Here is a 21118-nt window from a genome sequence, read left to right on the forward strand (position 1 = left end):
AACGGTTTCCACTGGAAAGCAGCAGAGCGGACAATGAAGATCAGTGACCTTGCCGGACCCGAAACCAACGACCTTTCCGTCGCAGCCGCGACAGACATCCGCGGCATAACCAGCGACAGCCGGAAGGTGAAGCCGGGCGATCTCTTCGTCGCGCTTGCGGGCACCAAGGCCGATGGCAGCGCCTTCATCGCCGATGCCGTCTCGCGCGGCGCCGCCGCGGTCGTCGTTGCCGCCGGGAGCAAGGCTGACGCCTCTGTCCCGGTCATTGCGGTTGCCGAGCCGCGCCGGTTCCTGGCGCTTGCCGCCGCCCGCTTCTACGGTCGCCAGCCGGAGACCATGGTCGCAGTGACCGGTACCGCCGGAAAGACCTCCGTCGCGTCCTTCACTCGCCAGATCTGGGCCCATGCCGGCCACGCCGCCGCGATGATCGGCACGACCGGCGTCGTCGCACCCGGCCGCAACGACTATGGGTCGCTGACGACCCCCGATCCGGTGTCGCTGCACGAACTGCTCGCCGAACTTGCCGCTGCCGGCGTCACGCATGCGGCCATGGAAGCGTCCAGCCACGGGCTCGACCAGGCGCGCCTCGACGGCGTGAAGCTTGCCGCCGCCGCCTTCACCAATCTTGGTCGCGACCACATGGATTATCATCCGACGGTCGAGCACTACATGGCCTCCAAGATGCGGCTATTCGATACGCTGCTTGCCAAGGGCCAGCCCGCCGTCATCTATGCCGACGACGAGTGGTCGGCCCAGGCAATCGACGCTGCGAAGAAAGCCGGGCTCGATGTGCGCACGGTCGGCCGCAAGGGCGACTATCTCGCGTTGAAGCGTGTCGAGCATTTCCGCCACAAGCAGACCGCCGAAATCCATGTCGGCGACGACATCTATGAGGTGCACATCCCGCTTGCCGGCGATTTCCAGGTGGCGAACGCCCTTGTGGCCGCCGGCCTTGCCATGTCGACCGGCGTTTCCGCTGCAACCGCCATGGCCGCACTCGAAAAGCTGATCGGCGCCGCTGGCCGCCTCGAACTGGTGGGGCATGCCAGGAACGGCGCGCTCGCCTATGTCGACTATGCCCACAAGCCGGATGCGCTGGAAAACGTCCTCAATTCCGTGCGCCCCTTCACGACGGGTCGCGTCATAGTGGTCTTTGGCTGCGGCGGCGACCGTGACAAGGGCAAGCGGCCGATCATGGGCGAGATCGCGACGCGCCTCGCTGACGTGACGATCGTCACCGACGACAATCCGCGCTCCGAAGTCCCCGCTGTCATCCGCTCGGAAATCATGGCTGCAGCAAGGGGGGCGACCGAGATCGGCGACCGCGCCGAGGCCATCCGCAGCGCCGTCCGCATGCTGCAGTCCGGTGATACGCTGATCGTCGCCGGCAAGGGCCACGAGGAGGGGCAGACCGTCGGTACCGTTACGCTGCCGTTCTCCGACCACGCGGAACTGCGCAAGGCCCTGGAGGAACTCGACCGTTGAAATGGCTCTGGACCACGCCTGATCTCGTCGCCGCCCTGCACGGCCGCCCCATCGGCAACCTGCCGCAGGGCGTCACCGGCATTTCCATCGACAGCCGCAACATCGGCCCTGGCGAAGCGTTCTTCGCCATCAAGGGCGACCGCGTCGATGGCCATGACTTCGCAAGCTTCGCCGTTGCCAACGGTGCGGCGCTGCTCGTTGTCAGCGAGGGCAAGCTGCCGGCGCTCGGCCGGCTCGTGACGCCGATGATCGTGGTGCCTGACGTGCTCCAGGCGCTTGTCGATCTTGGCTGCGCGGCGCGTGACCGTACGGCTGCCCGCATCATCGCCGTCACCGGCTCCGTCGGCAAGACGACGACGAAGGAGATGCTGCGCCAGGCGCTCTTGCCGTCCGGCAGCGTGCATGCCTCCGTCGCATCCTTCAACAACCACTGGGGCGTGCCGCTGACGCTCGCCCGCATGCCGGAGACCACCGACTATGGTGTCTTCGAGATTGGCATGAATCACCCCGACGAGATTCGCCCGCTGGTCGCTATGGTGCGCCCGCATGTGGCAATGATCACGACGATCGCACCGGCCCATCTCGGCAATTTCCGCGATCTCCAGGAGATCGCCGCTGCCAAGGCCGAGATCTTCGAGGGTGTCGTACCGGGTGGCCATGCCCTTCTCAATCGCGACAACGAGCAGTTCGCCTTCCTCGAAAAGGCGGCCGAAGCGGCCGGCGTTTCGCATATCCACAGTTTCGGCGCCGATCCGGCGGCCGAGTTCCGCCTGCTCGATTTCATGCCGAGCGCCGAGGGCGGGCTGCTGCGCGCCGCGGTCGGCGGGCAGACGCTGGAGGTGCCGATGGGCGCGCCCGGCCGGCACATCGCCGAGAATGCCGTCGCCGTGCTCGGCGCGGTGCATCTTGCCGGTGGCGATGTCGAGAAGGCGATGGCGGGGCTCGCCACCATGCAGGCGGAGAAGGGGCGGGGACGCCGCTACCGGCTTGCCAAGGATGGCGGCTGGTTCACGCTGATCGACGAGAGCTACAACGCCAATCCGGCCTCGATGCGTGCGGCGATCGCGCTCTTGCGCGACGCCGAGCCGCATGGCCGCGGCCGGCGTATCGCCGTGCTCGGCGACATGCTGGAAATGGGCGAACATTCGCCCCTCGTTCATGCCGGCCTTGCCGAACCGCTTCTCGAGGCGGGCATTGGCGATGTCTGGCTCGGCGGGCCTGATATGGCGGCGTTGCGCGATGCGCTGCCGGAAGGCGTTGCAACGGAGTATCGCGATACGGCGGATGCATTGGCCGCTCACGCGCTGGGCGCGGTGCAGCCGGGCGACGTTCTGGTCGTGAAATCGTCGAAAGGCACGGGATTCAGCCGTATCGTGGCGGCCCTGCTTGACAAATATCCGGCGTTCTCGGAGAGGGAACGCGAGCTTTGAGGGAGGTTCGGCCGGGCAGACGCCCGCCGGGCCTTCTTTTTTATGGAATCGACATCTCCGTCTGCGGTCGGTCACGCCGTGGATGACTTGGGGAACCTTTTGGGGAAAGGGTGACAATGCTGCTTTGGCTCGTCGAACTGGCTGACACCGTGCAGGTGTTCAACCTGTTCCGCTACATTACCTTCCGGACGGGCGCTGCGCTGTTCACCTCGGCCACCATCGTCTTCCTGTTCGGGCCGATGATCATCTCCTCCCTGCGCATCCGCCAGGGCAAGGGCCAGCCGATCCGCGCCGACGGGCCGCAGACGCATTTCAAGAAGGCCGGTACGCCCACGATGGGCGGTCTGATGATCCTCGCCGGCATCGTCGGCAGTGCGTTGCTGTGGGCCGACCTTTCCAACGTCTACGTGGTCGCGACGCTGCTCGTCACCCTCGGCTTCGGTGCGATCGGCTTCTACGACGATTATCTCAAGGTTACCAAGCAGACCGAGAAGGGGTTTTCCGGCAAGGCGCGCCTTGGCCTTGAATTCCTTATCGCCGGGGCTGCGACCTATTTCATGATGCGGGCGTCGCTGGCGACGGGTGCCGCCGGCTCGACCTTCGGTTCCTCCATCGCCTTTCCCTTCGCCAAGGACTTCCTGCTCAACCTCGGCATCTTCTTCGTGCTGTTCGGCGGTTTCGTCATCGTGGCGGCCGGCAATGCGGTGAACCTGACGGACGGCCTCGATGGCCTTGCGACGGTCCCCGTGATGATCTCTGCCGCCTCCTTCGGCGTCATCGCCTATCTTGCCGGCAACGCCGTCTTCGCGAACTACCTGCAGATCCATTTCGTGCCCGGCACGGGCGAGCTTGCCGTGGTGCTCGGTGCGGTCATCGGCGCCGGCCTCGGCTTCCTGTGGTTCAACGCCCCGCCGGCCGCCATCTTCATGGGCGACACGGGTTCGCTGGCGCTCGGCGGCCTCATCGGTACCGTCGCCGTCGCCACGAAGCACGAAATCGTCATGGCCATCATCGGCGGTCTCTTCGTCATGGAGACACTGTCGGTCATCATCCAGGTCGCTTCCTTCAAGCTGACGGGCAAGCGCGTCTTCCTGATGGCGCCGATCCACCACCATTTCGAGAAGAAGGGCTGGACGGAAAGCCAGGTCGTCATCCGCTTCTGGATCATCGCCGTCATCCTGGCGCTGGTCGGCCTTTCCACGCTCAAGCTGCGGTGAAGAGGCCATGATCCCCGTCACCACCTTCAAGGGAAAGACGGTCGCGCTCTTCGGGCTCGGCGGCTCCGGTCTTGCGACGGCGCTGGCGCTTGCCGCCGGCGGTGCCGACGTCACCGCCTGGGACGACAGCGCGGCAAGCGTCAAGAACGCGTCGTCCGCCGGTATCCGCACGGGTGACCTGCACAATCTCGACTGGACGGCCATCGACGCGCTGGTGCTCTCGCCCGGTGTGCCGCTCACTCATCCGAAGCCCCATTGGAGCGCGGAGCTTGCCCGCGCCGCCGGCGTCGAGATCGTCGGCGATGTCGAGCTCTTCGTGCGTGAGCGCCGGGCGCACGCGCCCGATTGCCCCTTCATCGCCATAACGGGCACGAACGGCAAATCGACCACGACGGCGCTGATCGCCCATATCCTCAAGGCGAGCGGGCGCGATACCCAACTCGGCGGCAATATCGGCACTGCGGTGCTGACGCTCGACCCGCCGAAGGCCGGCCGCTTCTATGTGGTCGAGTGCTCCTCCTACCAGATCGATCTGGCGCCGACGCTGAATCCGTCCGCCGGCATTTTGCTCAATCTGACGCCGGATCATCTCGATCGGCACGGTTCGATGGAGCACTATGCCGACGTCAAGGAACGCCTTGTCGCCGGCAGCCGGACCGCGATCGTCGGCGTCGACGACAGTTTTTGCGAACGCATTGCCGACCGCGTCGAGCGGGCCGGCACGAAGGTCGTGCGCATCTCCAAGCGCAATGTTCTGGCCGACGGCATCTATGCCGAGGGGCCGCGTCTCATCTTCGCGCAAGGTGGTGCGACCCGTGTGATCGCGGACCTCTCTTTGATCCAGACCCTGCGCGGCGCCCACAATGCCCAGAACGCCGCAGCCGCCGTCGCCGCATGCCTTGCCGTCGGTATCGGTGAGGACGAGATCCGCGCCGGCCTTGCGTCCTTCCCGGGCCTCAAACATCGCATGCAGCCGGTCGGGCGCAAGGGCGGCACGCTCTTCGTCAACGATTCCAAGGCGACGAATGCCGATGCGGCGGCACCCGCCCTGTCGAGCTTCGACCGCATCTACTGGATTGCCGGCGGTGTGCCGAAGGAGGGCGGGATTTCCTCGCTCGGCACCTTCTTCCCGAAGATCGCCAAGGCCTATCTTATCGGCGAGGCGGCGCCCGCCTTCGCGGCAACACTGGGCGAGGCGGTACCCTTCGACATGTCCGGTACGCTGGAGCGGGCGGTTCAGGACGCGGCGGCGGATGCCGAGCGGGAAGGAAACGGCCCGGTTGCCGTTCTGCTTTCCCCGGCTTGCGCAAGCTTCGACCAGTACAAGAACTTCGAAGTGAGAGGCGATGCCTTCGTGAAACATGTCGCGGCGCTGCCGGGCGTGTCCATGCTGGTCGAGGTTTAGACGAAGCGATTCCGGCAGGCGCATGCGGCGGCTTGCGTCTGGAATGGTGGAAACAGAGGATTGAAACATGGTTAGTCGTGCCGAACGTGGTGCATTGGCGGACTGGTTCTGGACGATAGACCGGTTCTTCCTGGCGGCCTTCATCCTGTTGATGGGCCTCGGCTTCATGCTGTCCTTCGCGGCGAGCCCGCCGGTTGCCGAGCGCCTCGGGCTCGACAGCTTCCACTTCGTCAAGCGCCACGCCATGTTCCTGATCCCGGCCATCGCCGTGATGTTCGGCATTTCCTTCATGACGCCCCGGCAGGTGCGGCGGGCGGCGATGATCCTTCTCGTCATCTCGATCGCTGCCATGGTGCTGGCGCTGTTCTTCGGCGTCGAGGTCAAGGGCTCGCGGCGCTGGATTTCCATCGGCAGCTTCTCCATCCAGCCGTCGGAATTCATGAAGCCGGCCTTCGTCGTCATCTGTGCCTGGCTTTTCGCCGAACACGCCCGCCAGCCGGAGATCCCCGGCAACCTCTTCGCCATCATCCTCTTCGGCATCGTCGCGGCGCTGCTCGTCGCCCAGCCCGACCTTGGCCAGACCATCCTGACCGCTGCCGTCTGGGGCGGCATGTTCTTCATGGCCGGCATGCCATGGCTCTGGATCATCGTGCTTGGCGGTGCTGCCGTCGGCGGCCTGTTGACGGCCTATACCTTCCTGCCGCACGTCGCCGGCCGTATCGACAAGTTCCTGACCGGCGAGGGCGACACGTTCCAGATGGACACGGCGCGCGAGGCGATCATCCGCGGTGACTGGTTCGGCCAGGGGCCGGGCGAGGGTACCGTCAAGCGCATCATCCCCGATAGCCACACCGACTTCATCTTCTCCGTCGCGGCCGAGGAATTCGGCATTCTCTTCTGCATGGTCATCGTCATGATTTTCGCCTTCGTGGTGATGCGCGGCCTCAACCATGCCTTCAAGGAGCGCAACGATTTCACGCGGTTCGCCGTTGCCGGCCTCGTGCTGCAGATCGGTACGCAGTCGATGATCAACATCGGCGTGAACCTCGAACTCCTGCCGGCCAAGGGCATGACGTTGCCGCTGATCTCCTATGGCGGCTCGTCGATGATCGCGATCTGCGTGACGGCCGGCTTCATTCTGGCGCTGACCCGCCACCGTCCGGAAAAGCGCGCCTCCGAGCGCAGCCTGTTCCGTGGTGGTATCATGGCGCCTGCCGAATAAGGGTTTTGCATGAACAAAGGCATCGTTCTTCTCGCCGCCGGGGGTACCGGCGGCCATCTCTTTCCCGCAGAGGCGCTCGCCCATGAGCTGAAGGCCGGCGGCTGGTCGGTGCATCTCGTCACCGACAGCCGCGCCGAACGTTTTGCGGGCAAGTTCCCGGCAGACGAGATCCATGTCGTGCCGTCGGCGACGATCGGCTCGAAGAACCCGGTCAGCGTGGTCAAGTCGCTGTTCACGCTGTGGAGGGGTATTCGCGTTGCGCGAAAACTGATGGCGCGGCTGAAGCCGAAGGTCGTCGTCGGCTTCGGCGGCTATCCCACCGTGCCGCCGCTCATCGCCGCGACGGGCATGGGCATCCCCTCGATGATCCACGAGCAGAACGCCGTGATGGGCCGCGCCAACAAGGCATTGGCGAACCGCGTCAAGGCGATTGCCGGCGGCTTCCTGCCGGAAACGGACGGTCTCTATGCGGCAAAGACGGTGACGACGGGCAACCCGGTCCGCCCGGCCGTGCTCGAAGCCGCGACCATTCCCTACCAGGCCTCGACGGATGGCGAATTCCGTCTCGTGGTGTTCGGCGGCAGCCAGGGCGCGCAGTTCTTCTCCAAGGCCATCCCTTCGGCGATCGCGGCGCTCGAGCCGGCGGACCGGATGCGGCTCAGGATCACCCAGCAGGCGCGGCCGGAAGACCGCGACGAGGTGGTGCGCACCTATGGCGAGCTCGGCATTCCCGCCGACGTCTCGCCCTTCTTCACCGACATGGCCGCGCGTATCGGCAACGCCCACCTTGTCATCAGCCGCTCCGGCGCCTCGACGGTCTCGGAGGTCTCGGTCATCGGTCGGCCCGCCATCCTCGTGCCCTATCCCTATGCGCTTGATCACGACCAGGCGGCGAATGCCGCGGCGCTCGCCGCGGGCGGCGGGGCGAAGGTGATCGTGCAAGGAGAGCTCTCGACGGAGCGGCTTGCCAGCATCGTTTCGAAGGCGATGCACGATCCGGCGCGCATGACGGAGATGGCCGCAAACGCCAGAAAGGCGGGCAAACCGGATGCCGCGCGCTTGCTCGCCTTGATGGTTGAGGCTATTGCGGGCGGCAAGCCCATTGCACAGTTCAAGGGCGCACAATTCAAGGGAGAACGGCCATGAAGATGCCGCAGAGCATAGGGCTCGTTCATTTCATCGGCATTGGCGGCATCGGCATGAGCGGCATTGCCGAGGTGCTGCACAATCTCGGCCACAAGGTCCAGGGCTCCGACCAGGCGGACAGCGCCAACGTGCAGCGCCTGCGCGAAAAGGGCATCGAGGTCTTTGTCGGCCACAAGGCGGAAAACCTGGGCGACGCTGAAGTGGTTGTCGTCTCCACCGCCATCAAGAAGAGCAATCCGGAACTCGTCGCGGCGCGGGAAAAGCTGCTGCCGGTCGTGCGTCGGGCGGAGATGCTTGCCGAGCTGATGCGCTTCCGCAATGCCATCGCCATCGGCGGCACACATGGCAAGACGACGACGACCTCGATGGTCGCGACGCTGCTCGAGGCCGGCGGCCTTGACCCGACCGTCATCAATGGCGGCATCATCAATGCCTATGGCACCAATGCCCGCATGGGCGAGGGCGAATGGATGGTGGTGGAAGCCGACGAATCGGACGGCACCTTCCTGAAGCTGCCGGCGGATGTCGCCATCGTCACCAATATCGACCCCGAACATCTCGACCACTACGGCAATTTCGATGCCGTGCGCGCGGCCTTCCGCCAGTTCGTGGAAAACGTGCCGTTCTACGGCTTTGGCGTCATGTGCCTCGACCATCCGGAAGTGCAGGCCATGGTCAGCCGCATCGAGGACCGCAAGGTCATCACCTATGGCGAAAACCCGCAGGCCGACGTGCGCTTCGGCAATATCCGCATGGACGGCGCGACCTCGGTCTTCGACGTCGAGATCCGCCGCCGCCGCATCGGCCAGGTCATTTCCCTGAAGGACCTGCGCTTGCCGATGCCGGGTCGCCACAACGTTTCCAACGCGACGGCGGCGATTGCCGTTGCGCAGCGTCTCGGCATCGCGCCGGAGGCGATCGCCAAGGGGCTCGCCAGCTTCGGCGGCGTCAAGCGCCGCTTCACGCTGACGGGCAGCTGGAACGGCGTGAACGTCTATGACGACTATGGTCACCACCCGGTCGAGATCAAGGCCGTGCTGAGCGCGGCGCGCGAGGCCTGCACGGGCCGCGTCATTGCCGTTCACCAGCCGCACCGCTACAGCCGCGTCGCGAGCCTGTTCGAAGAATTCGCCGGCTGCTTCAACGATGCCGATACGGCGATGATCGCGCCGATCTATGCGGCGGGCGAGGACCCCATCGAGGGCGTCACGGCGGAGGAAATGGTTTCCCGCATCAAATCCGCCGGCCACCGGGACGCGCGTTTCCTGTCGTCGCCGGAAGCTTTGGCGCCGATCGTCGCCGGCATTGCAAAGCCCGGTGACTTTGTGGTTCTCTTGGGGGCTGGCAGCATCACGTATTGGGCGCAGGCGCTGCCGAAGGACTTGGCAGGCATTTCGGGGCAGGTGGCATGAAGCAGGTGGATGGTGCAAAACTTCTGGCGTCGTTGGGTGAGGGGATCAAGGAGGTCCGTGGCCGCCTGACGCCCGATGCGCCGATGGATCGCGTCACCTGGTTCCGGGCCGGCGGCCTTGCCGAGCTGATGTTTCATCCGCATGACGGCGAAGACCTTGCAACGTTCCTGAAGCTGGTTCCGGAGGAAGTACCGGTCACGGTGACCGGTGTCGGCTCGAACCTTCTGGTGCGTGATGGCGGCATTCCCGGCGTCGTGATTCGTCTTTCGGCCAAGGGGTTCGGTGATGTCGAGCTCGTTGGCGAGAACCGGATCAAGGCCGGCGCGATCTGCCCGGACAAGAACATCGCCGCCATGGCGCTCGACCACGGCATTGCCGGCTTCGAATTCTACTACGGCATTCCCGGCTCGATCGGCGGCGCGCTGCGCATGAACGCCGGCGCGAATGGCGGCGAGACCAAGGACCTCGTGGTGGAGGTGCATGCGATCGACCGCAGGGGCAACCCGCATGTGCTGTCCCATGCGGACATGGGCTATACCTATCGCCATTCGGCTGCGCCTGCCGACCTGATCTTCACCCACGCCGTCTTCCAGGGCGAGGCGGGTGACAAGACGGATATCCGCGCCAGGATGGATGCGGTGCGTCAGCATCGCGAGACCGTGCAGCCGATCCGCGAGAAGACCGGCGGTTCGACCTTCAAGAATCCCGGGGGGCATTCGGCCTGGAAGCTGATCGACGAGGCGGGCTGCCGCGGCGTGATGATCGGCGGTGCACAGATGTCGCCGATGCACTGCAACTTCATGATCAATACGGGTCAGGCGACCGGCTACGAGCTGGAATATCTCGGCGAGACCGTGCGCAGCCGCGTGCTGGAGCATTCCGGCATCATGCTGCAATGGGAAATCAAGCGCCTCGGCAATTTCATGCCGGGCTACGAGGTCAAGGAGTTCCTGGGCCGCGCAACGGCCTGATCCGACAACACTCTTGCTGGGGCGTTTTGACAAGCGCCCTCTCCCCCACAGGCAAGTTCATCGAAACGAAACTGTGTGACGTCGCGCCTCCAGCGCGCGATGCGGCTCTGCGCGCAGGGCCCTGATGGGGATATTCATGAACAGGAAACTCGCTGCCGAGTTCATCGGCACGTTCTGGCTCGTCTTCTGCGGCTGCGGCAGCGGAATCCTGGCTGCGGCCTTTCCGGAGAGTGGCATCGGCCTTGCCGGTATTTCCCTTGCCGCCGGCATCGCGCTGATGGCGATGATCTACACGATCGGCGGCATTTCCGGCGGGCATATGAACCCTGCCGTTTCCGTGGGCCTTGCCATCGCCGGCCGGTTTCCGGTTGCCCATATCCTGCCCTACGCGGTGGTGCAGGTTGCCGGTGCAACGGCGGCGGGCACCGTTCTCTATCTCATCGCTTCCGGCAGGGCCGGTTTCCAGGCGGGCAGTTTTTCCGCGAACGGTTACGGCGATCTCTCGCCGGGCGGCTATTCGCTGACGGCGGGTCTTGCGACCGAGGTGGTGCTGATGGCGCTCTTCCTGTTCATCGTCCTCGGCTCGACCCATCGGCGTGCGCCGGTGGATTTTGCGCCCGCCGTCATCGGTCTCAGCCTGACGGCGATCAACCTCGTGTCGATACCGGTCACCAACACGTCCCTCAATCCGGCGCGCTCGACGGGTGTCGCGTTCTTTGCCGAGACGGCGGCTCTGTCGCAGCTCTGGCTGTTCTGGCTCGCCCCTCTTCTCGGCGCCATCATCGGTGCCGTGGCCTGGAGATATGTCGGAGAGGCAGACGAAGCGCAGGCGAAACCGGCTCTGGTTTCGAGCGGAAATAATGTGCTTAATTAGAAAATACGAACATTTATTTTTCCTGTTCAGCCCCTGTTCATAGGGGTTTAGCGAAAGCTATGCTGGATCGCGCGATGGTTGCGCGATGAAGCCTCGCTCCAGCGGGGCTTTGACCAGGGGGCATTCATGTTCAAGAAACTTTCCGCCGAATTCCTCGGCACGTTCTGGCTTGTCTTCGGCGGCTGCGGCAGTGCGGTGCTGGCTGCCGCATTCCCGGAGGTCGGCATCGGCCATCTCGGCGTGTCCTTCGCCTTCGGCCTCACGGTGCTGACCATGGCCTATACGGTCGGCGGCATTTCCGGCGGGCATTTCAATCCCGCCGTCTCTGTCGGCCTGACGGTCGCCGGCAAATTCCCGGCTTCCAGCCTCGTGCCCTATGTCGTGGCGCAGGTCGTCGGGGCGGTTGCGGCGGCGGCGGTGCTCTACCTCATCGCGTCCGGCAAGACAGGCTTCCAGGCGGGCGGTTTCGCCTCGAACGGCTATGGCGACCTGTCGCCGGGCGGTTACTCGCTGACGGCGGCGCTGGTTGCCGAAGTGGTGCTGACGGCGTTCTTCCTTATCATCATCCTCGGATCGACCCATGGCCGTGCGCCCGTCGGTTTTGCGCCGATCGCCATCGGCCTCGGCCTGACGCTGATCCACCTCATTTCGATCCCGGTGACGAACACCTCGGTCAACCCGGCCCGCTCGACCGGCGCGGCGCTCTTTGCCGATACGGCGGCGCTCTCGCAGCTCTGGTTGTTCTGGCTCGCCCCGGTTCTTGGCGCCGTGGTCGGCGCGGTGATCTGGAAGATCGTCGGCGAGGACGACTGATAGCGGACAAAAAAGAACCCGCCGCGTTGCCGCGGCGGGTTTTTTGAAGGAAGCCACGAAGGGCTCAGACTTCTTCCTTGCCCGAGAGCAGGATGCAGACGAGCGTGATGACGGCTGACAGGCCGAGATAGTATCCGACATAGGTCATGCCGTGGTTCGCCTGGAGCCACGTCGCGATATAGGGCGCAAGCGACGCGCCGAAGATGCCGGCGAAGTTGAAGGTGATCGACGAGCCCGTATACCGCACCTTCGTCGGGAAGGGTGCGGCGAGCGCCGTGCCGATCAGACCATAGGTCATGCCCATCAGCGCCATGGCGAGGATGACGAAGACGAAGATGCCGCTCTCGCCGCCCGTCATCAGACCCGGCAGGAGGAACGAGAAGGCGCCGATCAGCACGGTCGTGAGAATCAGCACCTCCCGGCGGCCGAACCTTTCGGCAAGCTTTCCAGCCAAAGGAATGAAGAGGCCGAACAGCACCGAGCCGAGGAGCTGGACTTCCAGCGCTTCGACGAAGGGCAGCTTCAGTATCTTGACGTTGTAGGACAGCAGATAGGCTGAGCCGATGTAGAACAGCACGAAGGTGGCGAGCGCCACGAAGGTGCCGAGCACGAGGCTGCGCTTGTGGTTGCGGAAGAGCTCCACGACCGGCACCTCCACGCGCTCCTGCTTGTCGATGGCCTTCTGGAAGGCGGGCGTCTCGGTGATCGACAGGCGAACCCACAGGCCGACGGCGATCAGGATGATCGAGGCGACGAAGGGGATGCGCCAGCCCCAGGCGAGCAGCGATTCCTGCGACATGACATGCAGCAGAAGCCAGAAGACACCGGAGGAGAGGAAAAGGCCGACGGGGGCGCCGAGCTGCGGGAACATGCCGTACCAGCTGCGCTTGCCCGGAGGGGCGTTTTCGGTGGCGAGCAGCACCGCGCCGCCCCATTCGCCGCCAAGCCCGAAGCCCTGGCCGAAGCGGCAGAGCGCCAGAAGCAGCGGCGCGAGCACGCCGATCGTCTCGTAGGAGGGCAGGAGGCCGATGATCACGGTGGAGACGCCCATGGTCAGGAGCGCCGCCACCAGCGTCGTCTTGCGGCCGACGCGGTCGCCATAGTGCCCGAAGACGACCGCACCGAGCGGACGGGCGAAGAAGGCGATCGAGAAGGTTGCGAAGGACGCGAGCAGGGCAGTCGTCGGATCGCTGTTCGGGAAGAACAGCGTCGGGAAGACCAGCACGGCGGCGGTGGCGTAGACGTAGAAATCGAAGAATTCGATGGTCGTTCCGACCAGGCTTGCAAAGAGAACGCGCGCCGGGGAGTTGAGCCCGGCGCGGTTGGAATGCGTTGCGGTCGGCGACCCGGAAGCGAGCGTATCACTCATCGTGGGTGCCTTTTCTTGGTTTTGAGGCTGTCTTGGGAGGCAGCGCCGTTCTATTACGTCAACCGAGCGGTCGGTGAAACAATAAAAGTACGCTGAACGGTAAAAAATCGTACTTTTCGTACGCTTTCGGGCGATCCCGCATTTACCAAGCCTTTGCGGGCAGGCGGCGGCCGTTCGGTGCCGCTTTAGGAAGAGCTAAATTTTTCTTTTTCTTGCGTCCGTCACAACTCTCTGATTCCAGAGAGAGAATCGAAGCGTGACTTGATTCGGGACAGGAAAATTCGCCTCCGGGCGGCCGCGGTTAACGAAAGTAAACGCTTCATTAACCTTAATGGCGCTCTAGTGATCCCAACTCGCTCGCCGAGTCGGATCGCAGAGGCAAATCAGGTCCGCGCAAGGGACGAGAGGCAGTGTGCGGAATTCAGTTGGGGGTTCTATGAGCGTAAAGCATGTCGCGATGCTGATGGGTGGTTTTTCGTCGGAACGGCCGGTGAGCCTTTCGTCGGGCAACGCCTGCGCCGACGCGCTTGAGGCCGAGGGCTACAAGGTCACGCGTGTCGATGTCGGTCACGATGTTGCAAGTGTGCTTGCCGAACTGAAGCCCGATGTCGCCTTCAATGCGCTGCATGGCCCCTTCGGCGAGGACGGCACCATCCAGGGCGTGCTCGAATATCTCGAGATCCCCTATACCCATTCCGGCGTGCTCGCCTCGGCGCTTGCCATGGACAAGGCGCAGGCGAAGATCGTCGCCAAGGCGGCGGGCATTCCGATCGCCGAGCAGCGGTTGATGAACCGCTTCGATTTTACCTCCTCGCATCCGATGAAGCCGCCCTATGTGGTGAAGCCCGTGCGCGAGGGGTCCTCCTTCGGCGTCGTCATGGTCAAGGAAGACCAGTCTCATCCCCCGCAGATCATTACCTCGTCCGAATGGCGCTATGGCGACAGCGTCATGGTCGAGCGCTACATCTACGGCCGCGAACTGACCTGCGGCGTTATGGGAGACGTGGCGCTTGGCGTCACGGAAGTGGTGCCCCAGGGCCACGCCTTCTACGACTATGATTCCAAATACGTAAAAGGCGGTTCGAAACACGTCATCCCGGCACAAATTTCACCGAATATTTACCAAAAAGTACAAACACTCTCCCTCAAGGCGCATCAAGCGATCGGGTGCCGTGGCGTCAGCCGTTCCGACTTCCGTTACGACGACCGATTCTCCGAGAATGGCGAGCTTGTCTGGCTAGAAATCAACACCCAGCCCGGCATGACCCCCACCTCCCTGGTGCCCGAAATGGCTGTTCATGCCGGCCATTCCTTTGGTGAATTCTTGCGGTGGATGGTGGAGGACGCGTCGTGTTTGCGTTGAGCGTCAAAAGGAGCAGGGTACGCCCCGTCGGGCCTCCGGAAACGGAAGCCGGTCGTGTGCTGCCGCGCCCGCTGCGCCGGATCGTCCGGTTCCTGGTCAGCCTTGCGGCCGGCCGTATCCACATTCCGCGCCATACCGGCAGCATCGCGACCGTGCTTTTCATCGGCGCGACGGGCCTCTACGGCATGTCGCTCGGCGGTCATTCGCAGGATGTCGCCCAGGCCTCGACGACGGCGATCGGCTTTGCCATCGAGGACGTCAAGGTTTCCGGCAACCGCGAGACTTCGGAAATCGACATTCTCGAGCGCCTTGGCCTCGATGGCACGACCTCGCTGGTCGCGCTCGACGTCAACGAAGCCCGCAAGCAGCTCACCGAACTGCCGTGGGTCGAGGATGTCTCGGTTCGCAAGATCTATCCGGGCACGATCGAGATCGCACTGAAAGAGCGCGAAGCGTTCGGCATCTGGCAGCACGGCAGCGATCTTTCGCTGATCGAGAAGAACGGCAGCGTGATTGCGCCGCTGCGCGACAACAAGTTTTCGACGCTGCCGCTGTTCGTCGGCCGCGACGCCGAAACCGCTGCGGCAGGCTTTGCCGACGAGTTCGACAACTGGCCGGAAATCAAGGCGCGCGTGAAGGCTTACATCCGGGTCGCCGGCCGGCGCTGGGACCTGAGGCTCGACAACGGCATCGTCGTCAAGCTGCCGGAGCACAACGTGCCGCGCGCCATGGATACGCTGGCAACGCTTGAAGCGGAGCAGGGCATTCTGGAACGGGACATCGCGGCCGTCGATCTTCGGTTGGAAGACCGCACGACGGTTCGTTTGACGGAAGGGGCGCTGGAACGCCGCAATGCGGCGGTCGAGCAGAGAACGAAGGACCTGAAGAAGGCAGCGAAGCGCACATGAGCATTTTCGGTTCGTCCCATTTTGGCCTGCCGCGCTTGAAGCCGCTTTCCTCCAAGCGGGCGCATGTCGTTTCGGTCCTCGATATCGGCTCCACCAAGGTCGTCTGCATGATCGGCCGGCTGACGCCGCGCGCCGAGAGCGAGATCCTGCCCGGCCGCACGCATAATGTCGAAGTCATCGGCATCGGCCACCAGAAATCCCGCGGCGTGAAGAACGGCGTCATCACCGATCTCGACGCGGCCGAAAGCGTCGTACGCCTTGCCGTCGATGCGGCCGAGCGCATGGCCGGCCTCACCATCGAAAGCCTGATCGTCAACGTTTCGGCCGGTCGCCTGCAAAGCGACGTCTACACCGCGACCATCGATCTTGGTGGCCAGGAAGTCGACGCGAACGACCTGCGCAAGGTGCTTGCCGTTGCCGGCCAGCAGTCGCTGCGCCAGGACCGCGCCATCCTCCACTCGCTGCCGACGGGCTTCTCGCTCGACGGCGAGCGCGGCATCCGCGATCCGCTCTCCATGTTCGGCGACGTGCTCGGCGTCGACATGCATGTGCTGACGGCGGAGCGCGCCGCGCTGAAGAACCTCGAACTGTGCATCAACCGCGCCCACCTCTCCGTCGAGGGCATGGTCGCGACGCCCTATGCCAGCGGCCTTTCCGCGCTCGTCGACGATGAGGTCGAACTCGGCTGCGCCTGCATCGACATGGGCGGCGGCACGACGACGATCTCCGTCTTCGCCGAAGGCAAGCTGGTGCATTCCGACGCCGTCTCGCTCGGCGGCCACCACGTCACGACGGACCTTGCGCGCGGTCTTTCGACCCGCATCGAGGATGCCGAACGCCTGAAGGTCGTGCACGGTTCGGCGCTGCCGAACGCTGCCGACGAGCGCGACATCGTCACCGTCCCGCCGATCGGCGAGGATGACCGCGACCAGCCGACCCATGTGCCGCGTGCGCTGCTCTCGCGCATCGTGCGTGCCCGCATCGAAGAGACCATCGAACTCATCCGCGACCGCATCCAGCGCTCCGGTTTTTCGCCGATCGTTGGAAAGCGAATCGTGCTGACGGGCGGCGGGAGCCAGCTCACCGGCCTGCCGGAAGTCGCGCGCCGCATCCTCGCCCGCAATGTCCGCATCGGCCGCCCGCTCGGCGTGTCCGGCCTGCCGACTGCGGCGAAGGGCCCGGCCTTTTCGACAGCGGTCGGCCTGATGATCTATCCGCAGGTCGCGGAACTGGAAGAACACGCTGTGCAGGGCGGCATGCTCTCGCAGCTCACGGGTGGCAACGGCCGCATTGCCCGCATGGGCCAGTGGCTGAAGGAAAGTTTCTGACGGGTTTTCCGGCGGCGTAGTGCCGGGAAAGACCGAGATTTGAGTTTTGGGAATAGACCGGCTGGGCGAAGCGGCCGGAAACGAAAGGAACACTGCAATGACTATCAAGCTCCAGAAGCCGGACATCACCGAGCTGAAGCCCCGCATCACCGTCTTCGGTGTCGGCGGGGGCGGTGGCAATGCTGTCAACAACATGATCACCGCGGGCCTGGAAGGCGTCGACTTCGTCGTCGCCAACACCGACGCCCAGGCGCTGACCATGACCAAGGCGACGCGGATCATCCAGATGGGTGTCGCCGTCACCGAAGGTCTTGGCGCCGGCTCGCAGCCGGAAGTCGGCCGCGCTGCCGCCGAAGAGTGCATCGATGAGATCATCGACCACCTCAACGGCACCCACATGTGCTTCGTCACCGCCGGCATGGGCGGCGGCACGGGCACGGGTGCGGCTCCGGTCGTCGCCCAGGCCGCCCGCAACAAGGGCATCCTGACGGTCGGCGTCGTCACCAAGCCGTTCCACTTCGAAGGCGGCCGCCGCATGCGCCTTGCCGAAGAAGGCATCCAGGAACTGCAGAAGTCGGTTGACACCCTGATCGTCATTCCGAACCAGAACCTCTTCCGCATCGCCAACGACAAGACCACCTTCGCCGACGCCTTTGCGATGGCCGACCAGGTGCTCTATTCGGGCGTCGCCTGCATCACCGACCTGATGGTCAAGGAAGGCCTCATCAACCTCGACTTCGCCGACGTCCGCTCGGTGATGCGCGAGATGGGTCGCGCCATGATGGGCACGGGCGAAGCTTCGGGCGAAGGCCGCGCAATGGCCGCTGCCGAAGCCGCGATCGCCAACCCGCTGCTCGACGAAACCTCGATGAAGGGCGCACAGGGCCTGCTCATCTCCATCACGGGTGGCCGTGACCTCACCCTCTTCGAAGTCGACGAAGCCGCAACCCGCATCCGCGAGGAAGTCGATCCGGACGCAAACATCATACTCGGCGCTACCTTCGATGAAGAGCTCGAAGGCCTGATCCGCGTTTCCGTTGTTGCAACCGGTATCGACCGCGCGGCCTCGGAGGTGGCTGCACGTAATGCTGACTTTCGCAGCCTCAGCAAGCCGGTAGTTCGTCCCTCCGCCGCCGTTCCGGTCCAGCCGCAGTTCCAGGCCGTCGCGCCCCAGCCGCAGCCGGTCATGCAGCAGCCCGTCATGCAGCAGCCGGTTGCCCAGCAGCCGCTCGTCGATCCGATCGCCGAAGCCATCCGTGCCTCGGAAGAGAGCCTCGAGCGGGAACTGGCCATTCCGGTGAACCGTCCGGCTCCGGTGCAGCAGCCGGCCGCTTCCATCCAGGAAGAGCCGCGCCTGCAGAACCGTCTCTTCGCCGCTCCGGCAGAAATGCCGGCGCAGCGTCCGGTCCAGCAGCAGCCGATGCACCAGGCTCCGGTCATGCAGCAGCGCGTCGAACCGTCCGCTCCGATCATCCGGCAGGAGCCGCAGACGATGCGCATGCCGAAGATCGAGGACTTCCCGCCGGTCGTGCAGGCCGAGATCGACCATCGCGCTGCCCAGCAGCCGGTCGCCTCGCACAGCGAAGAGCGCGGCCCGATGGGTCTCCTGAAGCGCCTGACGTCCTCGCTCGGCCGTCACGAGGAGCCGCAGGTCGCCCAGGAGCCGGCACCGCAGGCCCAGCAGCAGCGCCGCCCGCTGTCGGCTGAAGCCAGCCTCTATGCTCCGCGCCGCGGCCAGCTCGACGACCATGGCCGCGCCAATCCGCAGCCGCGTTCGCTCGGTGAGGACGACCAGCTCGAAATCCCGGCCTTCCTGCGCCGCCAGTCGAACTGAGGTCTTCCCGGAGATCGTTTTTCAGAATGCCCGGACCCTGGTCCGGGCATTTTTGATTCGCCTCTGATTTCAAGAGCTTGCCGCAGAGATAAAGCGTTACAAAGCGAAAGAAACAGTGATTTGTGTAGCCCTGAGGGACCTACTACATTCAGGCTAGGCACAGGGGCCAGTCAGGGATCGGATGCCGGCATCACGCCGGAGAGCATCAAATCACTCCAGACGTTGAGGCGGACTTGTCGGTGGGCGCAGCGCGCCCGGCCAAGGGTTTCCTTGGGCCAATGAAAGACCGGGGCTTCCGCGAGCCCATGAAAGACAGAATGTCGGCGAGGAATGAGCCGACAGTAAGACGAGGCGAATGCACATGACGATCGGTATGCTCGGTTTCCAGACGACGATTGCGAACCCGGTGACCATTTCGGGCACGGGCGTCCATTCCGGCGCGGCCGTTTCGATCACCTTCAATCCTGCGGAAGCCGACAGCGGCATCGTCTTCCAGCGCCTGCACGACGATGGCACCGTCAGCGAATACCGCGCGGTCTCCGCACAGGTCGGCAACACGGACCTCTGCACGGTCCTCGGCTTTTCGCCGGCCACCATGATCGCCACCGTGGAGCACGTCATGGCTGCGCTGTACGCGCTTGGCCTCGACAACGTGCTGATCGAAGTCACCGGCGCCGAAATGCCGATCATGGACGGCAGTTCTGCGCCGTTCATCGACGCGATCGATCAGGTCGGCCTCATCCCGCTCGCCGTCAAGCGCCGCTATATCCGCATCGTCAAGCCGGTGCGCGTCGAGGCAGGCGCGTCCTGGGCCGAGTTCTTGCCCTATGACGGCACGCGATTCGAAGTCGAGATCGATTTCGACTGCCCGCTGATCGGCCGCCAGTCCTGGAAGGGCGACCTCACGCCGACAGCGTTCCGCAACGAACTGTCGCGCGCCCGCACCTTCGGTTTCATGCGCGACGTGGAAAAGCTCTGGGCCGCCGGCTTTGCGCTCGGCTCGTCGCTGGAAAACTCCGTCGTCATTTCCGATGACAACACCGTGATCAATGTCGAGGGCCTGCGGTACGCCAAGGACGAGTTCGTGCGCCACAAGACGCTCGACGCCGTGGGTGACCTTGCGCTTGCCGGCGCACAGTTCATCGGCTGCTACCGCTCCTATCGCGGCGGCCACAAGATGAACGCCCATGCCCTGAAGGCGCTGCTCAGCGACCGTACGGCCTATGAGGTCGTCGAAGCCGCCGCGCCGCGCTCGCGGCCGGGTCAGCGCGAGCTGATCGCGGTCAACGCGCCGGAATTTGCGCCCTGGTCCCTTTGAGGGGAATTTTTCCGGCCGCTGCTTTCCAGACAGCCTTGCCACAAAAATGCGTTAATGCATCGGCATGGCGTTGCGGTCTTCACGTATTTGGAGATACAACGCGGGGCGCGCGGGGCGGGTTACCGCATCGCGTCCGTTGAACTGGGATTGTCACATGGTTGTTGCAGGGTCTGTTGGTGTGAAGAAGACGGCGCGCATTGTCTATCTTACGCTTTTTGCGGCGGCTTCGCCTGTCGTTCTTTCCGCGTGCCAGTCGGATCCCGATATCGACATCACCAAGCTGGCCGGCGAGACTGAGCCTGCCGACAAGCTCTACAACCAGGGCCTTGCCAACCTGAACGCCGGCAAGGTGGGAGAGGCGAGCCGCAAGTTCGAGGCCGTCGATCGCCAGCATCCCTTCTCCGAAGAAGCGCGCAAGGCGCTCGTCATGTCGGCCTTCACCAATTACCGCCAGGGCCGCAACGAGGAAGCGATCACCGCCGGCAAGCGCTATCTCAACCTCTATCCGGGTTCGGAAGACGCCGCCTATGCGCAGTACATCGTCGGCCTTGCCTATTGGAAGCAGATCCCGAGCGTGACGCAAGACCAGCGCGCCTCCGCGCAGACGCTGGAAGCCATGCAGGCCGTTGTCGAGAACTACCCCGATTCGGAATATGTCGAGGACGCGCAGACCAAGATGCGGTTTGCCCGCGACCAGCTCGCCGGCAAGGAAATGCAGGTCGGCCGCTACTATCTCGAGCGCAAGGAATATATCGCGGCAGCCAGCCGCTTCCGCGTCGTCGTCGAAAAGTATCCGATGACCAACCAGATCGAGGAAGCGCTCGCCCGTCTCGTCGAGACCTATTACGCCATGGGCGTGGATACGGAAGCGCAGACGGCGGCGGCGGTGCTCGGGCATAACTATCCCGACAGCCAGTGGTATTCCGACAGCTACAAGCTCCTGCAGTCGAAGGGCCTCGAACCGCGTGAAAACAGCGGGTCCTGGATTTCTCGTGCAGGCAAGAAGCTGCTCGGCGTCTAAGC

At 64.4% G+C, this 21118-nt stretch carries 17 protein-coding genes; 16 read left to right on the plus strand and 1 reads right to left on the minus strand.

Translation table 11 applies throughout. From position 1 onward, the window contains the following. Nucleotides 1–33: 33 nt before the first annotated feature. The 10 genes from P9A16_RS04700 to aqpZ (P9A16_RS04745) all read left to right on the plus strand — a co-directional run bounded on the left by P9A16_RS04700 (nucleotide 34) and on the right by aqpZ (P9A16_RS04745) (nucleotide 11975). Entirely contained in the window at nucleotides 34–1485 is a 1452-nt protein-coding gene (locus P9A16_RS04700) for a UDP-N-acetylmuramoyl-L-alanyl-D-glutamate--2,6-diaminopimelate ligase (RefSeq protein WP_023516118.1), read from the plus strand. Then, nucleotides 1482–2915, plus strand: coding sequence for a UDP-N-acetylmuramoylalanyl-D-glutamyl-2,6-diaminopimelate--D-alanyl-D-alanine ligase (locus P9A16_RS04705; protein WP_023516117.1), 1434 nt, complete (start codon nucleotides 1482–1484; stop codon nucleotides 2913–2915). Before P9A16_RS04700 ends, P9A16_RS04705 begins: the two co-directional genes overlap by 4 nt. 116 nt (nucleotides 2916–3031) lie before the next feature. Continuing rightward, on the plus strand, nucleotides 3032–4132 hold the full coding sequence (mraY, locus tag P9A16_RS04710; protein WP_023516116.1) for a phospho-N-acetylmuramoyl-pentapeptide-transferase: 1101 nt from the start codon (nucleotides 3032–3034) through the stop codon (nucleotides 4130–4132). Nucleotides 4133–4139: 7 nt separating this feature from the next. Next, nucleotides 4140–5537, plus strand: coding sequence for a UDP-N-acetylmuramoyl-L-alanine--D-glutamate ligase (gene murD / locus P9A16_RS04715; protein WP_024271547.1), 1398 nt, complete (start codon nucleotides 4140–4142; stop codon nucleotides 5535–5537). A 67-nt stretch (nucleotides 5538–5604) separates the two neighbouring features. Next, on the plus strand, nucleotides 5605–6759 hold the full coding sequence (gene ftsW, locus P9A16_RS04720; protein ID WP_023516471.1) for a putative lipid II flippase FtsW: 1155 nt from the start codon (nucleotides 5605–5607) through the stop codon (nucleotides 6757–6759). A 9-nt stretch (nucleotides 6760–6768) separates the two neighbouring features. Continuing rightward, nucleotides 6769–7905 carry an undecaprenyldiphospho-muramoylpentapeptide beta-N-acetylglucosaminyltransferase gene (gene murG, locus P9A16_RS04725; RefSeq protein WP_023516472.1) on the plus strand — a complete coding sequence of 379 codons (1137 nt, stop codon included), beginning with the start codon at nucleotides 6769–6771 and terminating at the stop codon, nucleotides 7903–7905. After that, entirely contained in the window at nucleotides 7902–9317 is a 1416-nt protein-coding gene (murC, locus tag P9A16_RS04730; RefSeq protein ID WP_278025562.1) for a UDP-N-acetylmuramate--L-alanine ligase, read from the plus strand. Before murG ends, murC begins: the two co-directional genes overlap by 4 nt. Further along, nucleotides 9314–10288 carry a UDP-N-acetylmuramate dehydrogenase gene (gene murB / locus P9A16_RS04735; protein ID WP_023516474.1) on the plus strand — a complete coding sequence of 325 codons (975 nt, stop codon included), beginning with the start codon at nucleotides 9314–9316 and terminating at the stop codon, nucleotides 10286–10288. Before murC ends, murB begins: the two co-directional genes overlap by 4 nt. Before the next feature lie 136 nt (nucleotides 10289–10424). Next, nucleotides 10425–11162 (plus strand): aquaporin Z, encoded by a 738-nt coding sequence (gene aqpZ / locus P9A16_RS04740; protein WP_051758817.1) that lies wholly within the window; start codon nucleotides 10425–10427, stop codon nucleotides 11160–11162. Between the two features lie 126 nt (nucleotides 11163–11288). Beyond that, the gene (aqpZ, locus tag P9A16_RS04745) at nucleotides 11289–11975 is read left to right on the plus strand and encodes an aquaporin Z (protein WP_023516476.1); all 687 of its coding nucleotides are present in this window, start codon (nucleotides 11289–11291) and stop codon (nucleotides 11973–11975) included. Nucleotides 11976–12039: 64 nt separating this feature from the next. Here the strand turns inward: aqpZ (P9A16_RS04745) and P9A16_RS04750 are convergent, their stop codons facing one another. Continuing rightward, nucleotides 12040–13344: an MFS transporter gene (locus tag P9A16_RS04750; protein WP_023517526.1), complete on the minus strand. Its 1305-nt coding sequence runs from the start codon at nucleotides 13342–13344 to the stop codon at nucleotides 12040–12042. A gap of 436 nt (nucleotides 13345–13780) precedes the next feature. Here P9A16_RS04750 and P9A16_RS04755 point away from each other — a divergent pair, with 436 nt between their 5' ends. From P9A16_RS04755 to P9A16_RS04780, 6 genes are all read left to right on the plus strand, one after another. Next, nucleotides 13781–14707: a D-alanine--D-alanine ligase gene (locus P9A16_RS04755; protein ID WP_024271548.1), complete on the plus strand. Its 927-nt coding sequence runs from the start codon at nucleotides 13781–13783 to the stop codon at nucleotides 14705–14707. Then, nucleotides 14695–15615 carry a cell division protein FtsQ/DivIB gene (locus tag P9A16_RS04760; protein ID WP_023515847.1) on the plus strand — a complete coding sequence of 307 codons (921 nt, stop codon included), beginning with the start codon at nucleotides 14695–14697 and terminating at the stop codon, nucleotides 15613–15615. The genes P9A16_RS04755 and P9A16_RS04760 overlap by 13 nt, the downstream gene beginning before the upstream one ends. Further along, nucleotides 15612–16943, plus strand: coding sequence for a cell division protein FtsA (gene ftsA, locus P9A16_RS04765; protein ID WP_023515848.1), 1332 nt, complete (start codon nucleotides 15612–15614; stop codon nucleotides 16941–16943). The genes P9A16_RS04760 and ftsA overlap by 4 nt, the downstream gene beginning before the upstream one ends. 97 nt (nucleotides 16944–17040) lie before the next feature. Next, complete coding sequence (gene ftsZ / locus P9A16_RS04770) at nucleotides 17041–18777, plus strand: cell division protein FtsZ (protein ID WP_023515849.1); 1737 nt, start codon at nucleotides 17041–17043, stop codon at nucleotides 18775–18777. Nucleotides 18778–19138: 361 nt separating this feature from the next. Continuing rightward, the gene (gene lpxC, locus P9A16_RS04775) at nucleotides 19139–20095 is read left to right on the plus strand and encodes a UDP-3-O-acyl-N-acetylglucosamine deacetylase (RefSeq protein ID WP_023513536.1); all 957 of its coding nucleotides are present in this window, start codon (nucleotides 19139–19141) and stop codon (nucleotides 20093–20095) included. A gap of 154 nt (nucleotides 20096–20249) precedes the next feature. Then, nucleotides 20250–21116 carry an outer membrane protein assembly factor BamD gene (locus P9A16_RS04780; RefSeq protein ID WP_023513535.1) on the plus strand — a complete coding sequence of 289 codons (867 nt, stop codon included), beginning with the start codon at nucleotides 20250–20252 and terminating at the stop codon, nucleotides 21114–21116. Nucleotides 21117–21118: the final 2 nt, after the last annotated feature.

The sequence above is a fragment of the Shinella sp. 838 genome (assembly GCF_029623935.1).
Lineage (GTDB): Bacteria > Pseudomonadota > Alphaproteobacteria > Rhizobiales > Rhizobiaceae > Shinella.

Coding starts and splice junctions, on each gene's coding strand:
- P9A16_RS04700 (WP_023516118.1), top strand. CDS start 34: ATGAAGATCAGTGACCTTGCCGGACCCGAAACCAACGACCTTTCCGTC.
- mraY (WP_023516116.1), top strand. CDS start 3,032: ATGCTGCTTTGGCTCGTCGAACTGGCTGACACCGTGCAGGTGTTCAAC.
- murD (WP_024271547.1), top strand. CDS start 4,140: ATGATCCCCGTCACCACCTTCAAGGGAAAGACGGTCGCGCTCTTCGGG.
- ftsW (WP_023516471.1), top strand. CDS start 5,605: ATGGTTAGTCGTGCCGAACGTGGTGCATTGGCGGACTGGTTCTGGACG.
- murG (WP_023516472.1), top strand. CDS start 6,769: ATGAACAAAGGCATCGTTCTTCTCGCCGCCGGGGGTACCGGCGGCCAT.
- murC (WP_278025562.1), top strand. CDS start 7,902: ATGAAGATGCCGCAGAGCATAGGGCTCGTTCATTTCATCGGCATTGGC.
- murB (WP_023516474.1), top strand. CDS start 9,314: ATGAAGCAGGTGGATGGTGCAAAACTTCTGGCGTCGTTGGGTGAGGGG.
- aqpZ (WP_051758817.1), top strand. CDS start 10,425: ATGAACAGGAAACTCGCTGCCGAGTTCATCGGCACGTTCTGGCTCGTC.
- aqpZ (WP_023516476.1), top strand. CDS start 11,289: ATGTTCAAGAAACTTTCCGCCGAATTCCTCGGCACGTTCTGGCTTGTC.
- P9A16_RS04750 (WP_023517526.1), bottom strand. CDS start 13,344: ATGAGTGATACGCTCGCTTCCGGGTCGCCGACCGCAACGCATTCCAAC.
- P9A16_RS04755 (WP_024271548.1), top strand. CDS start 13,781: ATGAGCGTAAAGCATGTCGCGATGCTGATGGGTGGTTTTTCGTCGGAA.
- ftsA (WP_023515848.1), top strand. CDS start 15,612: ATGAGCATTTTCGGTTCGTCCCATTTTGGCCTGCCGCGCTTGAAGCCG.
- ftsZ (WP_023515849.1), top strand. CDS start 17,041: ATGACTATCAAGCTCCAGAAGCCGGACATCACCGAGCTGAAGCCCCGC.
- lpxC (WP_023513536.1), top strand. CDS start 19,139: ATGACGATCGGTATGCTCGGTTTCCAGACGACGATTGCGAACCCGGTG.
- P9A16_RS04780 (WP_023513535.1), top strand. CDS start 20,250: ATGGTTGTTGCAGGGTCTGTTGGTGTGAAGAAGACGGCGCGCATTGTC.